The 13,997-nt window shown below is 66.3% G+C and carries 12 protein-coding genes; 2 read left to right on the top strand and 10 right to left on the bottom strand.

All coding sequences use genetic code 11. From position 1 onward, the window contains the following. Positions 1-41 precede the first annotated feature (41 nt). The 7 genes from PVZ77_RS17415 to PVZ77_RS17385 form a co-directional block, all read right to left on the bottom strand. Complete coding sequence (locus PVZ77_RS17415) at positions 42-1,781, bottom strand: IlvD/Edd family dehydratase (protein ID WP_273807780.1); 1,740 nt, start codon at positions 1,779-1,781, stop codon at positions 42-44. An 82-nt stretch (positions 1,782-1,863) separates the two neighbouring features. Beyond that, a complete protein-coding gene (gene araH / locus PVZ77_RS17410) occupies positions 1,864-2,832 on the bottom strand; it encodes an L-arabinose ABC transporter permease AraH (protein ID WP_166655940.1) in 969 nt (322 codons plus the stop codon). Positions 2,833-2,858: 26 nt separating this feature from the next. Beyond that, the gene (araG, locus tag PVZ77_RS17405) at positions 2,859-4,385 is read right to left on the bottom strand and encodes an L-arabinose ABC transporter ATP-binding protein AraG (RefSeq protein WP_273807779.1); all 1,527 of its coding nucleotides are present in this window, start codon (positions 4,383-4,385) and stop codon (positions 2,859-2,861) included. 200 nt (positions 4,386-4,585) lie between these two features. Further along, positions 4,586-5,590, bottom strand: coding sequence for a substrate-binding domain-containing protein (locus tag PVZ77_RS17400; RefSeq protein WP_140217469.1), 1,005 nt, complete (start codon positions 5,588-5,590; stop codon positions 4,586-4,588). A gap of 221 nt (positions 5,591-5,811) precedes the next feature. After that, entirely contained in the window at positions 5,812-6,681 is an 870-nt protein-coding gene (locus PVZ77_RS17395) for an SMP-30/gluconolactonase/LRE family protein (RefSeq protein WP_273807776.1), read from the bottom strand. 82 nt (positions 6,682-6,763) lie between these two features. Next, positions 6,764-7,450 carry a FadR/GntR family transcriptional regulator gene (locus PVZ77_RS17390; protein ID WP_132831943.1) on the bottom strand — a complete coding sequence of 229 codons (687 nt, stop codon included), beginning with the start codon at positions 7,448-7,450 and terminating at the stop codon, positions 6,764-6,766. 29 nt (positions 7,451-7,479) lie between these two features. Continuing rightward, complete coding sequence (locus PVZ77_RS17385) at positions 7,480-8,235, bottom strand: FadR/GntR family transcriptional regulator (RefSeq protein WP_273807775.1); 756 nt, start codon at positions 8,233-8,235, stop codon at positions 7,480-7,482. 268 nt (positions 8,236-8,503) lie between these two features. Here PVZ77_RS17385 and PVZ77_RS17380 point away from each other — a divergent pair, with 268 nt between their 5' ends. After that, positions 8,504-9,814, top strand: a complete 1,311-nt coding sequence (locus PVZ77_RS17380) for an MFS transporter (RefSeq protein WP_273807774.1) — start codon at positions 8,504-8,506, stop codon at positions 9,812-9,814. Here PVZ77_RS17380 and PVZ77_RS17375 read toward each other — a convergent pair. Genes PVZ77_RS17375 through pabB form a run of 3 tightly spaced genes read right to left on the bottom strand, consistent with a single transcriptional unit; the run spans position 9,787 to position 13,139 of the window. After that, positions 9,787-11,067 (bottom strand): MFS transporter, encoded by a 1,281-nt coding sequence (locus PVZ77_RS17375; protein ID WP_273807773.1) that lies wholly within the window; start codon positions 11,065-11,067, stop codon positions 9,787-9,789. The genes PVZ77_RS17380 and PVZ77_RS17375 overlap by 28 nt on opposite strands. A gap of 59 nt (positions 11,068-11,126) precedes the next feature. Then, positions 11,127-11,747 (bottom strand): phosphoadenosine phosphosulfate reductase domain-containing protein, encoded by a 621-nt coding sequence (locus PVZ77_RS17370; protein ID WP_273807772.1) that lies wholly within the window; start codon positions 11,745-11,747, stop codon positions 11,127-11,129. A 48-nt stretch (positions 11,748-11,795) separates the two neighbouring features. After that, a complete protein-coding gene (pabB, locus tag PVZ77_RS17365; RefSeq protein WP_273807771.1) occupies positions 11,796-13,139 on the bottom strand; it encodes an aminodeoxychorismate synthase component I in 1,344 nt (447 codons plus the stop codon). A gap of 153 nt (positions 13,140-13,292) precedes the next feature. Here pabB and PVZ77_RS17360 point away from each other — a divergent pair, with 153 nt between their 5' ends. Beyond that, complete coding sequence (locus tag PVZ77_RS17360) at positions 13,293-13,994, top strand: GntR family transcriptional regulator (RefSeq protein WP_273807770.1); 702 nt, start codon at positions 13,293-13,295, stop codon at positions 13,992-13,994. The last annotated feature ends 3 nt before the right edge of the window (positions 13,995-13,997 follow it).

The following is a 13,997-nucleotide window of genomic DNA, read 5'->3' as shown; positions in this document are numbered from 1 at the left end:
AGGTTGGGTTGAGTGCAGCGAAGCCCAACGGTAGAAGCCGGTCAATGGGAGTGGCGGGGCACCTCGGCGCCGCGGCAACCGACCAGGAAGTCGAAGTCGCAGCCTTCGTCGGCCTGCAGCACGTGGTTGACGTAGAGGCGACGATAACCGCCGGCCAGCAGCTGGTCGGCCGGCGGTTGCCAGTCGGCCAGGCGCGCGGCCAGTTCTTCGTCGGAGATATCCAGGTGCAGGCGCCCGGAAGCGCAGTCCAGTTCGATCATGTCGCCTTCGTGGACCACCGCCAGCGGGCCGCCGGCCGAGGCCTCGGGCGCCACGTGCAGGACCACGGTGCCATAGGCGGTGCCGCTCATGCGGGCGTCGGAGATGCGCACCATGTCGGTGATGCCCTTGGCCAGCAGCTTGGCCGGCAGGCCCATGTTGCCCACCTCGGCCATGCCCGGATAACCCTTGGGTCCGCAGTTCTTCAGCACCATCACGCAGGTCTCGTCGATATCCAGGTCCGGGTCGACGATGCGCGCCTTGTAGTCTTCCAGGTTCTCGAACACCACGGCGCGACCGCGATGCTGCATGAGCGCCGGGGTCGCGGCCGAGGGCTTGAGCACCGCGCCCTTGGGCGCCAGGTTGCCGCGCAGCACGCAGATGCCGCCATCGGCGCGCAGCGGGTTGTCCAGGGCGCGGATGACCTCGTCGTCGCCGTAGATGGGCGCCTCGGCGCAGTTGGCCCAGAGGCTCTTGCCGTTGGCGGTCAGCGCCTCGGGATGGGGCAGCAGCTTGGCTTCGCCCATGCGGCGGATCACCGCCGGCAGGCCGCCGGCATAGTAGAACTCTTCCATCAGGAAGCGGCCGGAGGGCTGCAGGTCGACGATGGTGGGGGTGCCGCGGCCGACCCGGGTCCAGTCATCCAGCTCCAGGTCCACGCCGATGCGGCCGGCGATGGCCTTGAGGTGGATCACCGCGTTGGTGGAACCGCCGATGGCGGCGTTGACGCGAATGGCGTTCTCGAAGGCTTCCTTGGTGAGGATCTTCGACAGCCGCAGGTCTTCTTCCACCATCTCGACGATGCGCATGCCGGACAGGTGCGCCAGCACGTAGCGCCGCGAATCCACCGCCGGAATGGCGGCGTTGTGCGGCAGCGAGGTGCCCAGGGCCTCGGCCATGCAGGCCATGGTGGAGGCGGTGCCCATGGTGTTGCAGGTACCGGCCGAACGCGACATCCCGGCTTCGGCGGAAAGGAACTCGTTGAGGTCGATGGCACCGGCCTTGTAGGCCTCGTGCATCTGCCAGACGATGGTGCCGGCGCCGATGTCGCGGCCGTGGTGCTTGCCGTTGAGCATGGGGCCGCCGGTGACGACGATGGCCGGCACGTCACAGCTGGCGGCGCCCATCAGCAGCGCCGGCGTGGTCTTGTCGCAGCCGGTGAGCAGCACCACGGCGTCCACCGGGTTGCCGCGGATCGCCTCTTCCACGTCCATGCTGGCCAGGTTGCGGGTCAGCATGGCGGTGGGTCTGAGGTTGGATTCGCCGTTGGAGAACACCGGGAATTCCACCGGGAAGCCGCCGGCCTCGTAGATGCCGCGCTTGACGTGTTCGGCGATCTTGCGGAAGTGGGCGTTGCAGGGGGTCAGCTCGGACCAGGTGTTGCAGATGCCGATGACGGGCTTGCCCTGGAATTCGTGGTCCGGGATGCCCTGATTCTTCATCCAGCTGCGGTACATGAAGCCGTTCTTGTCGTTGCTGCCAAACCACTGGGCGGAGCGGAGCGGGCGTTTGGGCGTGGTCATTGTCTTGTCCTCGGGCATTTCACGGGCAAAGCGGTCCCCGGCGCGGCGCCCCTGGCGCCGCGGAGGAGAACAGAGTCTGGGTTTAGCGCTGCTTGAAGCGGTCGATCACCACGGCCAGCAGCAGGATGGTTCCGCGGATGACGTACTGGTAGAAGGTGTCGATGTTCTTCAGGTTCATGGCGTTCTCGATGATCGCCAGGATCAGCACGCCGGCGATCACGTGGCGGATCATGCCGATGCCGCCGGCCAGGGAAACCCCGCCCAGCACGCAGGCGGAGATCACCGTGAGTTCGAAGCCCTGGCCGATCATCGGCTGGCCGGAGGTCATCCGCGAGGCCAGCACCACGCCGGCCAGGGCGCCGATCACCCCGTGCATGGCGAAGATGATGATCTTGGTGCGATCGACGTGGACGCCGGCCAGCAGCGCGGCTTCCTCGTTACCACCGATGGCCATGGTGTTGCGGCCGAAGGTGGTGTAGTTGAGCAGCCAGCCAAAGAACAGGATGCACAGCAGGGTGATGACGATGGGCACCGGCAGGCCGAACAGCTGGCCGTTGCCGAACACGAAGAACTGCTCCTGGGAGACGCCCACGGCCTTGCCGTCGGAGAAGATGTAGCCCAGGCCACGCACGATCTGCATGGTCGCCAGCGTGGTGATCAGGGCGTTGATCTTGAGCTTGGCGATCACCAGGCCGTTGATCAGGCCGACCACCAGGCCCATGGCCAGGGCGGCGGCGACGCCGAGAAAGACGCTGTCGAACTCGCGCATCACCACCGCGGCGACCACCCCGGCACAGGCGATGACCGAACCCACCGAGAGGTCGAAGTGGCCGGAGGCCAGGCAGAACAGCATGGTGCAGGCGGCGATGCCCACGGTGGAGATCGCCAGGCCCAGACCGCGCATGTTCAGCGGCGAGAGGAAGTTCTGCACGAACAGCGCGCAGAGGGTGAAGATGACGACGGCGGCCAGCATCATGGCCCAGTCGTCGAGGAAGCGACGCATGTCGAAGCCGCGGCGCGGCGGGGTCAGGCTGTGGGGTTGGGCGGACATGGACTGAACCTCTTTTCTTGTTTTCATCAGGCCCGGGTACGGGGCAGGGCGAGCTGCAGCAGGCGCTCGTCGTTGAACTCGGCGCGGGCCACCTCGCCGGTGATGGCGCCTTCGCTCATCACCAGGATGCGATCGGCCACGCCCATGACTTCCATCAGGTCGCTGGACACCACCACCACGGCGATGCCGCGGGCGGCGAGGTCATGGATGATGGCGTAGATCTCCGACTTGGCGCCCACGTCGATGCCGCGGGTGGGTTCGTCGAGCAGCAACACCTGCATGGGCATCGATAGCCAGCGACCGAGGATGGCCTTCTGCTGGTTGCCGCCGGAGAGATTCTTGATCTTCTGCCCGGCATGGGGCGTCTTCACGTTCAGCGCGCGAATCTGCTTTTCGGCGTTGGCCTTTTCCCAGCGGCCCTGGATCAGGCAGCCGAGGCTGGCGTGATGGGCGCGGGCGCTGATGTTGATGTTCTCGGCCACGCTGGCCAGGGGCACGATGCCTTCCTTCTTGCGATCTTCCGGGCAGAGCAGGATGCCGGCGGCGATGGCGTCACGCGGCGATCTCAGACTGACCGGGGCGCCCTTGAGACTCAGGCTGCCGGCCTTGTGTTTTTCCAGACCCGCCAGCAGGCGCAACAGCTCGGTGCGACCGGCGCCGACCAGGCCGAACAGGCCGAGGATCTCACCCTGGCAGACCTCGAAACCGACCGGCTGCTGCAGGCCCTGGCCGAGCAGGCCCTCGACCTTGAGACAGCCGCCGCCGATCTCGCGCGGGCGGTAGTCGTAGATGTCGGCGAGATCGCGGCCGACCATCAGGGTGATCAGCTGGTCGGGGGTGATGTCGGCCAGGCGCTCGATGGTGCGCACATGGCGGCCGTCCTTGAACACCGTCACCGCATCGCAGATGCGGAAGACCTCTTCCATGCGGTGGGAGACATAGAGCACCACCCGGCCTTCATCGCGCAGCCGGCCGATGATGGTCATCAGCCGATCGGTCTCGCGGGCGGACAGCGAGCTGGTCGGCTCGTCGAAGGCGATGACGCGGGCGCCGCGGGAGAGCGCCTTGGCGATCTCGACCAGTTGGCGCTGACCGAGCGACAGGCGCCCGACCTTGGTGTTGGGGTCGATCTCTTCGGCCAGGCCCTTGAGCAGGTCCAGGGCCTGGCGGCGCAGATGACCGCGATTGACGATGCCGTAGCGCGCCGGCAGGTGCCCGAGAAAGAGATTTTCGGCGACCGTCATCTCCGGCACCAGCTGCAATTCCTGCTGGATCACGGCGACGCCGGCACGGATGGCTTCGGCGGTGCTCTTGAACACCAGTTCCTGGCCATCGATGTTGAGGTGGCCGGTGGTGGGGGCGTGGTAGCCGCTGAGGATCTTCAGCAGGGTCGACTTGCCGGCGCCGTTCTCGCCCATGAGGGCATGCACGGAACCGGGACGCACGGTGAAGGAGATGTCGGCGAGCGCCTTGACGCCGGGAAAGGTCTTGCCGATGCCGACGAAACCGAGGCTGTCGGCGCTCTGGGCGGTGGTGTGTTCCAAGGCTGCCATGAGGCACTCCTGTCACAACCTTTTTACGATCTGCTGCGCGTCGGCCAAACTGTGTTGAAAAGCCTTTCGGAATGCTCATTTACTAATCGTAAACTGCGCTTCCTAAAGCCTTTTCGCCTTGTTTGTCGCTAGCTCGCTAAATCGTAATAAAGGCTCCAATATGAAAGGGGGCGGCGCCAGCTCGGGCGCCGCCGGGGTCATCACTTCCAGAGGCCGATCTTTTCCAGCTCTTGCTGGAAATTGGCGCGGGTGATGAGGGTGACCTTGTCCATTGCGGTGTACTTGGGCGGTTCCTTACCGGTAGTCACCCACTCGTACATCATGCTGGCGGTCTGGTAGCCCTCTTCGTGGGGGCTGGGCAGCATGGAACCGAAGAAGCCGCTGTTGGGTTTCTTCAGTTCGCCGATGGCGTCGGTGCCATTGATGCCGATGCCGATCACCTGGTCGGCCTTGAAGCCGGCGCTTTCGGTGGCGCGGACGCCGCCCAACACGGTGTTGTCGTTCATGCCGCCGATGATCAGGTGCTTGGCGCCCGAGGGCAGCTTGACCAGGGCGGAGGTGGTGGAGTCCATGCTGCCGGGCACGTCCAGGGTCTTCTGCGGCGCGAAGATGATGTGGTCGGCGGGCAGACCGGCCTTCTTCAGGGCTTCCACTGAGCCGTCGGTGCGCTTCTTGCCGGTGTCCAGTTCGTTGTAGGTGTTGATCACCGCATAGGTGTCATCCCACTTCCAGCCACGCTTCTCGGCTTCGGCGGCCATGGCGGCGCCCTGCTGCTGACCGACCTCGAAGGCCGCCATGCCCAGGTAGGGCACGTCTTCCATGAACTTGCCTTTGGCGTCGACGAAGCGGTCGTCCACGGCCATGACCTTGAGATCGTTGAGCTTGGCCTTGGCGACGATGGCCGGGCCGAGAGAAACGTCGGGCGGGCAGATGACGAAGCCCTTGGCGCCGTTGGCGGCCAGGCTGTCGATGGCGGCGAGGGTCTTCTCGCCATCCGGCACGGCGATCTTGAGCAGGGTGAAGCCCTTGTCCTTGGCAGCTTTCTCGGCGAAGGCCCACTCGGTCTGGAACCAGGGTTCCTCGGGTTGCTTGACCAGGAAACCGATCTTGACCGGATCGGCAGCGAAAGCAGAAAGGGACAGGCTGACAGCGCCGGCAGCGAGGGCGGCACGCAGCAGAGAACGAACTCCCGGAACACGGAACATAGCTGGAACTCCTTGTTTTTATTGGTGTGGCCAGGCAATGCAAGGCGGCGGGCTGCCGTCGTGGAGGTCAGACGACGCCGCTCTTTATTGATATTATGATTGGATGGATGCGGGCGCAAGAAAAAGGTGACGAGATTTTTCGTCACCTCTGTCACCGAGCTGTTACATAGGGCCGGAAGCGGAAAGGCGCCGCGAAAGGACGCCTGGGTCGGTAGGATGAATCAGCCGGCGAACCTGTGGCAGGGCATGCCGGCTACCGGCGCGGTCGCCTTGAGCAGGGCGCCGTCGAGGGTACCGTCGGCGGCGGCACTGGTGACGTAGAGGGTGCGCAGATCCGCTCCGCCGAAGACGCAGCTGGTGGGCCGCTGCACGGGCAGCTCGACGATCTCCAGCAGCTCGCCCTCCGGCGAGAAGCGCAGCAGGCAGTTGCCATCCCAGCGCGCGTTCCATACGCAGCCTTCGCTGTCGATGGCCGAGCCGTCCGGCGAGCCGCGCTCGTGGGGACCGGCCCAGACGGTGGGGGTCCCCAGGTTGCCACTGGCATCCAGCGGGTAGCGATAGAGGGTGTCCTTGAGGGTGTCGGCGCTGATGACGTGGTTGTCGGCGGCGCTCCACACCAGGGTGTTGGCGATGCCGAGGTCGCTGGCGTGACGGCTGACGCTGCCGTCGGGATCGATGCGGAACAGACCGCCCGAGTGCCGGTCGATGGCCACGTCGCCGCCCTGGGCATCGAGGTTGTTCTGCATGGTGCCCAGCCACAGACGCCCCTGGGCGTCACAACGCGCCTCGTTGCCGCGATTGCCCGGATCGGGATCGGCGACGCAGAAGAGTTCCAGGGCGGGACGCTCGGGCGGGGAATCGAGATCCAGGCGGAAGACGCCGTTCGGCAGGGTCACCAGGGCATCGCCGCGGACCGTGGGCACGAAGGCGGAGCAGGGGCGATCCAGCTGCCATTCCTGATAATGCTCGCCGCGCAGGCGGCAGGCCTTGAAGCCGGCGATGTCTACCCAGTAGAGCGCCTGGGTCTCCTGGTCCCAGAAGGGGCCCTCGGCCAGTTTGAAGCGCTGGGGAAGCAGCGGCTGCCAGTCCATCGTTCACCTCTCTTGTTGTGGCAGGACGAAAAGTTCAGGCATGGGAACCTGAAACGCAGCGCAGGTTGCGCCGGGCGCGACGTCAGTCGGTATAGCGCGCCAGGGTCACCGCCGCGCTGTCGATCAGCATCATGCAGGCCCAGACGGCGCGCGCGGCATCGCGCGAGGCGATACCGTCGGCCAGGGTCTTGTGCAGGGGGAGGGTGCGCCGCAATTCGTCGGGATCGGCCGACGACAGGGTGAAGGAGGCTGCCAGCAGTGCGCCCAGGGCAGGCACCATCTGCTCGATGAACTGATTGTGGCTGGCCGCCAGGACGCATTCGTGGAAGCGCTGGTCGGCGGTGTTGTAGTCGCCGCCATTGAGGGACGCTTCCAGGTGCTGGTAGGCGACCTGGATCGCCTGGACCTGCTCGGGGGTGGCCCTTTCGCAGGCCCAGCGTACCGCCGCCGGCTCGATGGCGTGGCGCAGGTCCAGCAGGTCCTTGACGAAATGAGCGGGCAGACCGCCCGTGGCCAGCCAGCCCACCACCTGGGTATCGAAAAGATTCCAGCGACTGAGCGGCAGGACCCGGGTACCGACCTTGGGGCCGACTTCCAGCATGCCCTTGGCCGCCAGGGTCTTGATCGCCTCGCGCAGGATGGTGCGGCTGACGCCCAGTTCCTGGCAGAGGTCCGCCTCTACCTTGAGGGCGCTACCGGGTGGAAATTGCCCGGCCGCGAGTCGCTGGCCGAGTTGTTCTACGGTAGAGGCATGGTAGCTGCTGGACATGAGGGCATACCGCGAGTGGGTTCTTGCCCTCAATGATCATACGAAATTTCACCTTCAGACAAGGGCTGCGGCCGGAAGGCTTCGGCGACCATGTCATCGACACCGGCCAACTGGGCGATGGCGGCGTGGCGAGCGGTCAGCGGGTCGCGGTGCTGGATCGCGGTAAGGATCGCCTTGTGCCGGGAGACCAGCAGGTTGAGGCTGTCTCCGGCGGCGAACAGCGCCGAGGAGCGTTCCAGATAGTCCCGCACCGGCAGCAGCATGATGCTGTAGAGGTGCGTCAGCAATTCGTTGTGGGTGGCCGTGGCGATGGACAGGTGGAAGGCCATGTCCGGCTCGGCCATGTTGGCGATGTCGGCCGCCTGCTCCATCCGCTCGTAGGCGTCCTCGATGGCCTTGACGTCTTCAGGCTGGGCGTTGGCAGCCGCCATGGCGGCGACCTCCGGCTCGATGATGTTGCGCACCTTGACCAGGGTCTCGTAGAAGCTGTGCCGCGAATCGCTCTGCAGCAGCCAATGGAGCACGTCCGGATCGAGCAAATGCCATTCGTTGCGTGGCTTGACCACGGTACCGACCTTGGGCTTGGACCTGACCAGGCCCTTGGCCACGAGCACCCGGGTGGCCTCACGCAGGACGGGGCGGCTCACTTCGTACTCTTCGCACAGCTGCGCCTCGGGGGGCAGGCGCTGTTCTGGCAGGAAGTGCCCAGACACGATCTGGGTGCCGAGCTCATGGACGATGCGAGCGTGTCTGCTTTTGCGCGGCAGCGGTGTCTTGTAATTCATCGAAAGGCATCCGAAGTCGTCGTGCCATCACTATAACACCATCAGCGCGATAACCGATGTTATGGCGGGCCAAGCGGCTCTGTAACGGGGATCAGCGGAAATCAAGAGATAAGATTTCCTACTTCGTAACAATATTTTAGTATTATCAAAATTAGCTTAAGAGCCGATTAATGGCCTGATTTTGGTATTTAACGATTCAATGATAGTACGTTAGAATTTCGAGCGATCTGCGCTTCAACCGCACAACAACAACAAGTCGGAGAACGCCATGCACCCTGAATCCGCCCTCATCCGTCGGATCACGCTCAAGCTGGTCCCCTTTCTCGTATTGCTCTATCTGGTCGCCTACATCGACCGCTCCGCCGTAGGCTTCGCCAAGCTGCACATGGGCGCCGACATCGGTATCGGCGATGCCGCCTACGGCCTTGGTGCCGGGCTGTTCTTCATTGGCTATTTCCTCTGCGAGGTGCCCAGCAACCTGCTGCTGGAACGCTTCGGTGCGCGCCGCTGGTTCGCCCGCATCCTGGTGACCTGGGGTGCCATCACCATGGGCATGGCCTTCGTCCAGGGACCGAACAGCTTCTATGTCATGCGCTTCCTGCTGGGTGCGGCCGAGGCCGGCTTCTTTCCCGGCGTGCTCTACTACCTTACCCAGTGGTTCCCGGTACGCCATCGCGGCAAGATCATGGGGCTGTTCATCCTCTCCCAGCCGATCGCCATGCTGGTGACGGGACCGCTGTCGGGCATGCTGCTGCAACTGGATGGCGCACTCGGCCTGCACGGCTGGCAGTGGCTGTTCCTCTGCATCGGCGCGCCGGCGGTGCTGCTGGCCTGGCCGACCCTGACCCGCTTGCCGGATGGTCCGCAACAGGTCGCCTGGCTGGACGCCGATGAAAAGCGCTGGCTGGCCACGGAGCTGGAAAAGGACCTGCACCTCTTCGACCAGACCCGCCATGGCAATCCCCTGCATGCGCTCAAGGATCGCCGGGTGCTGCTCCTGGCGCTCTACTATCTGCCGGTGACCCTGAGCATCTATGGCCTGGGGCTGTGGCTGCCGACGTTGATCCACCAGTTCGGCGGCAGCGATCTCACCACCGGCTTCATTTCCGCCATTCCCTACGCCTTCGGCATTCTCGGCCTGCTCATCGTGCCGCGCAGTTCCGATCGCCTCGGCGATCGCTATGGGCACCTGGCCGTGCTCTATGGGGTAGGCGCCCTGGCCATGGCCGGCAGCGCCTGGTTCGGCACTGCCGTGCTGCAACTGGCGGCGCTGTCGGTGGTGGCCTTCTGTCTGTTTTCCCTCACCGCGCTGTTCTGGACCCTGCCCGGACGCTTCTTCGCCGGGGCCAGCGCTGCAGCCGGTATCGCCCTGATCAACTCGGTGGGCAATCTCGGCGGTTATCTCGGCCCCTATGGCATCGGTGCGCTCAAGGCGGCCACCGGCACCCTGGCCTCGGGACTCTATCTGCTGGCCGCGGTGCTGCTGTTCGGCCTCTTGCTCACCGGCATCGTCTATGCCCGCCTGGAGCGCAAGAACCGGCGGGAAGAGGGTTATGCCGCGGAGCGTTCCGCCGGCTGACGCCCCGGACAGGTCTCGGCGGCGAACCAGGCGGCGCCGAGACACACCAGATTGGCCACCAGCAGGTAGGCGGCCGGCGCCATGCGATCGCCGGTGGCGCCGATCAGCCAGGTCACCACGATCTGGGCGGTGCCGCCGAAGGCCGCCACCCCCAGCGCATAGACCAGCGAGAAGCCGGTGGCGCGCACCCGCTGCGGAAAGCTTTCCACCAGCAGCACGATCAGGGCCGCGCCGCTCATGCCGTGCAAGCCGGAGAGCACCGCCAGGGTCAGCAGGAAGGTGCCGGGGCCAGGCGCCTGGGTGATGAGCTCCAGCGCCGGATAGAGCAGCACCAGCAAAAGCAGTCGCGGCAGGATCAGCACGATGCGCCGGCCATAGCGATCGCTGAGCACACCGCCCAGGATCGAGCAGACCGCCATGGCCGCGCCCATCACCAGGGTGGCGAGCATGGCGATCCCGGCCGGCAGCTTCAGTTCCACCAGGGCGAAGGTGGTCATGTAGTTGAGGAAATACTGGGTGATGGTGCTGCCGGAGAGGATCAGCAGCCCCAGCAGCAGCGGCCGCCGCTGGGTGGCCAGCACCTCGCCCAGCACCGCGCCGGTGCCCCGGGTTTCGCCGACGTGGGTATCCACCAGGCCACGGCGGATATAGAGGCCGATGGGCAGGATCGCCAGGCCCAGCAGGAAGGGCAGGCGCCAACCCCAGGCCAGCAGCTGCTCCGGCGTCAGCCAGAGGGTCAGGCCGTAGCCGATCAGACCGGCCGCCACCGCGGCCAGCCCCTGGGCCACCACCTGCCAGCAGGCGTAGGTGCCCCTCTTGTGCAGCGGCGCCGCTTCCAGGATGTAGGTGGTGGCCGGGCCGGCTTCGCCACCCCAGGCCAGGCCCTGCAGCAGGCGCGTCAGCACCAGCAGGATGGGCGCGGCGATGCCGATCTGCTCATAGCCTGGCAGCACGGCGATGCCGCCGGTGCCCAGCGCCATCAGCACCATGGTCAGCAGCATCGCCGGCTTGCGCCCGACGCGGTCGGCCCAGGCGCCGATGAGAATGGCGCCCAGCGGGCGGACGACGAAGCCGACGCCAAAGGTGATGACGCTGGCCATCAGGCTGGCGAAGGCATTCTGCGAAGGAAAGAACACCTGGCCGATGAGCACGGCGAAGGTGGCGTAGACGCCGAAGTCGAAGAACTCCACGGCGTTGCCGAGCACCACGGCAAAGACGCCCTTGCGGGAGTGGATAGGGCGGGAAGCGGTCATGGGCGATGTTTCAGCGGAAGCAGGGCGCGCCCGGGACCGAGCGCGCGGGAGGTATCGACTCAGTGGGCGAGGTGCAGGCCGCACTCGCGGTTCTCGTCACCCTTGGTGGGATCGAAGTAGTCGAATTCGTTGGGCAGGTCGTGGGCGGTGAGGTACTGGTAGAGGTCCTTGGAGGTCCAGTGCAGCAGCGGCGCGACCTTGATCAGGCCGTCCGGATTGACGCTGACCGGGTCCATCTGGGCGCGCACCGCGGTGTCGGTGGCACGCAGGGCGGTGAACCAGACCTCAGGGGCGGTCTCGCGCAGGGCGCGGGCGAAGGGCTCCAGCTTGACCTCTTCGGTGAAGGCGGCGTGGCGCGGATCGTCCAGCCCCGGCACCGGGCCGTCGATGGCCTCGCGATGGGCACGCGAGCGCCTGGGCAGGTAGGTCACCAGGTTGAGATCGAGCTTGCGCACGATCTCGTCGGCGCAACGGTAGGTGGCGGGGGTGTTGTAGCCACTGTCCATCCAGACCACCGGGATGTCCGGCTTGACCTGGCTGACCAGGTGCAGGATCACCGCCTCGAAGGGGCGGAAGTTGGTGGTGACGATGGCGCTCTTGCCCAGGCCCAGGGCCCAGGCGACGAGCTTTTCGGGATCGCGGCCGAGGTCGGCGTTGATGCGGGCGAGATCGAGGGACATGGCGGGCTCCAGCCGGGGAAGGGATGAGGCCATGGTAGCAAAGCCGGATCAGCTGTGGGCTGCCAGCGTCTCCAGCAGCACCCGCACCTTGGCCAGGGACTCGGCGTATTCGTCGGCCCAGTGCGAATCCATGACGATGCCGCCGCCGCCCCAGCAACTGAGCACGCCGTCTTCCGCCAGCAGGCTGCGGATCAGGATGGAGCTGTCGCTCTCGCCGCGCACGTCCAGATAGAGCAGCGAGCCGCAATAGGGACCGCGCCGGGTTTCTTCCAGCTCGTCGATGATCTGCATGGCGCGGATCTTCGGTGCGCCGGTGATGGAGCCACCAGGGAAACTGCCGGCCAGCAGGTCCAGGGCGTCCAGCCCCGCGGCCAGGTCACCGGTGACGGCGCTGACCAGGTGATGGACGTTGGGATAGCTCTCCAGGACGAACAGCTCGGGCACCCGTACCGAGCCGATCCGGCAGCTGCGCCCCAGGTCGTTGCGCAGCAGGTCGACGATCATCAGGTTCTCGGCGCGATCCTTGGGGCTGGCCAGCAGGGCCTTGGCTTCGGCGGCATCGGCGCCAGGCGCGGCGCGGCGCGGCCGGGTGCCCTTGATCGGACGGGTTTCCACCTGACCACGGCTCACCCGCAGAAAGCGCTCCGGCGAATGGCTGAGCAGGGCGCCGCGCTCCAGCGCCAGATAGCCGGAGAAGGGCGTCGGGCAGGCCGCGCGCAGGGCCTGGTAGGCGGTCCAGGGCGAACCCTGGAAAGGCGCGCGAAAGCGCTGGGCAAAGTTGACCTGATAGCAGTCGCCGGCGGCGATATAGGCCTGGATGGCCTCGATGCGCTGGCGATAGGTGGGCTCGTCGATGTCGGCGGCGAAGGGGGCGGTCAGCCGGAAGCCCTCGGCCCTGGGCGCCTCCCCGGCGTCGAACAGGGCGATCAGTCGCTGGCGTTCCCCGGCGTCCAGCGCCGGATGGCAGACCAGTTGGCTGGTCCGCGCCTGGTGATCGCTGACCAGCGCCCAGGCATGGAGGCCCAGCCGCGCATCGGGTAGTGCCAGGTCGGCGCGGGCGCCCGCGGGTAGGCGCTCCAGGCGCCGGCCGAAGTCGTAGCCAAGATAGCCCAGCAGGCCACCGGCGAAGGGCAGGTCCGCACCCTCCGGCAGGTCGGCGCGACCCAGGCTGGCGAGGGCCGCGCGCGTCCGCGTGAAGAAGGCGTGGCCCGTTTCACCGGCAGCGGGCTGCAGCACCTGCAGCGGCCAGGCTGCCATGAGGTCGTAGCGCCCCCGCTCGGCCACTGGCCGCCCGGAGTCCAACAGCACCGCGCCGGGTTCGCCCTGCAGCAAGGCGAAACGCACGGTGGGATCGGCGTGGTAGGGCAGGGGATGCAGGTGGCAGAGGGGCATGGCGAGGTCGGCTGGGAGGGACGGCGCGCTAGTGTAGCGAACCGCCTCTAGCGGAGCGAGATACAGGCTGTCACAGCTGGATTGTCGACAGATGTTGACGGGAAAGGCGTTGAGGCGTAGTTATTCAGCCCATAAACACAAAAGGTGTCGACAATGATCGATAGCCCCCTCCAGGCCGAAGCGCCCGAGACCGACAGCGGGACCCTTTCCGAGCAGGTGTTCCGCCGGATCCGCGAGGCCATCGTCCGTGGCGATGTGGCGCCGGGCAGCAAGATTTCCGAGCCGGAGCTGGCCCGCACCTATGGCATCAGCCGCGGGCCGCTGCGCGAAGCCATCCACCGGCTGGAAGGCCAGCGCCTGGTGGTGCGGGTGCCCCATGCCGGCGCCCGGGTCGCCGCCCTGAGCCTGGCCGAGCTGGTCGAACTCTACGAAATCCGCGAATCCCTCGAGGGCATGGCCTGCCGCCTGGCAGCCGAACGCCTCACGTCCCAGGGCATCGACGAACTGCGCCGGCTGCTGGATACCCACGAGCGCGATCCGGCGTTCCAGGCCGGCACCGGCTACTACCTGCAGGAAGGCGACCACGACTTCCACTACCGCATCATCCAGGCCAGCGGCAACGGCATGCTGGTGCGGCTGCTCTGCGGCGAGCTCTATCACCTGGTGCGCATGTACCGGCTCAAGGTCTCCGCCACCCCCAATCGGCCGCGCCAGGCTTTCGCCGAGCACCATCGCATCCTCGATGCCCTGGCCGAGGGTGATGGCGAACTGGCCGAGCTGCTGATGCGCCGCCACATCGCCGCCTCCAAGCGCAATCTGCAGCACCATCCCCTAGTCCAAGATCAGTCGAGGTAACGC

It is taken from the genome of Pseudomonas sp. SHLD1 (genome assembly GCF_028640935.1).
GTDB lineage: Bacteria > Pseudomonadota > Gammaproteobacteria > Pseudomonadales > Pseudomonadaceae > Chryseomonas > Chryseomonas aestiva.
Note: the sequence above shows the minus strand (reverse complement) of the source record. Positions and strands in the feature narration are given on the sequence as shown.

What these genes read in the sequence shown, in the direction of transcription:
- PVZ77_RS17415 (WP_273807780.1), bottom strand. Translation starts at nt 1,781, where the DNA reads ATGACCACGCCCAAACGCCCGCTCCGCTCCGCCCAGTGGTTTGGCAGC.
- araH (WP_166655940.1), bottom strand. Translation starts at nt 2,832, where the DNA reads ATGTCCGCCCAACCCCACAGCCTGACCCCGCCGCGCCGCGGCTTCGAC.
- araG (WP_273807779.1), bottom strand. Translation starts at nt 4,385, where the DNA reads ATGGCAGCCTTGGAACACACCACCGCCCAGAGCGCCGACAGCCTCGGT.
- PVZ77_RS17400 (WP_140217469.1), bottom strand. Translation starts at nt 5,590, where the DNA reads ATGTTCCGTGTTCCGGGAGTTCGTTCTCTGCTGCGTGCCGCCCTCGCT.
- PVZ77_RS17395 (WP_273807776.1), bottom strand. Translation starts at nt 6,681, where the DNA reads ATGGACTGGCAGCCGCTGCTTCCCCAGCGCTTCAAACTGGCCGAGGGC.
- PVZ77_RS17390 (WP_132831943.1), bottom strand. Translation starts at nt 7,450, where the DNA reads ATGTCCAGCAGCTACCATGCCTCTACCGTAGAACAACTCGGCCAGCGA.
- PVZ77_RS17385 (WP_273807775.1), bottom strand. Translation starts at nt 8,235, where the DNA reads ATGAATTACAAGACACCGCTGCCGCGCAAAAGCAGACACGCTCGCATC.
- PVZ77_RS17380 (WP_273807774.1), top strand. Translation starts at nt 8,504, where the DNA reads ATGCACCCTGAATCCGCCCTCATCCGTCGGATCACGCTCAAGCTGGTC.
- PVZ77_RS17375 (WP_273807773.1), bottom strand. Translation starts at nt 11,067, where the DNA reads ATGACCGCTTCCCGCCCTATCCACTCCCGCAAGGGCGTCTTTGCCGTG.
- PVZ77_RS17370 (WP_273807772.1), bottom strand. Translation starts at nt 11,747, where the DNA reads ATGTCCCTCGATCTCGCCCGCATCAACGCCGACCTCGGCCGCGATCCC.
- pabB (WP_273807771.1), bottom strand. Translation starts at nt 13,139, where the DNA reads ATGCCCCTCTGCCACCTGCATCCCCTGCCCTACCACGCCGATCCCACC.
- PVZ77_RS17360 (WP_273807770.1), top strand. Translation starts at nt 13,293, where the DNA reads ATGATCGATAGCCCCCTCCAGGCCGAAGCGCCCGAGACCGACAGCGGG.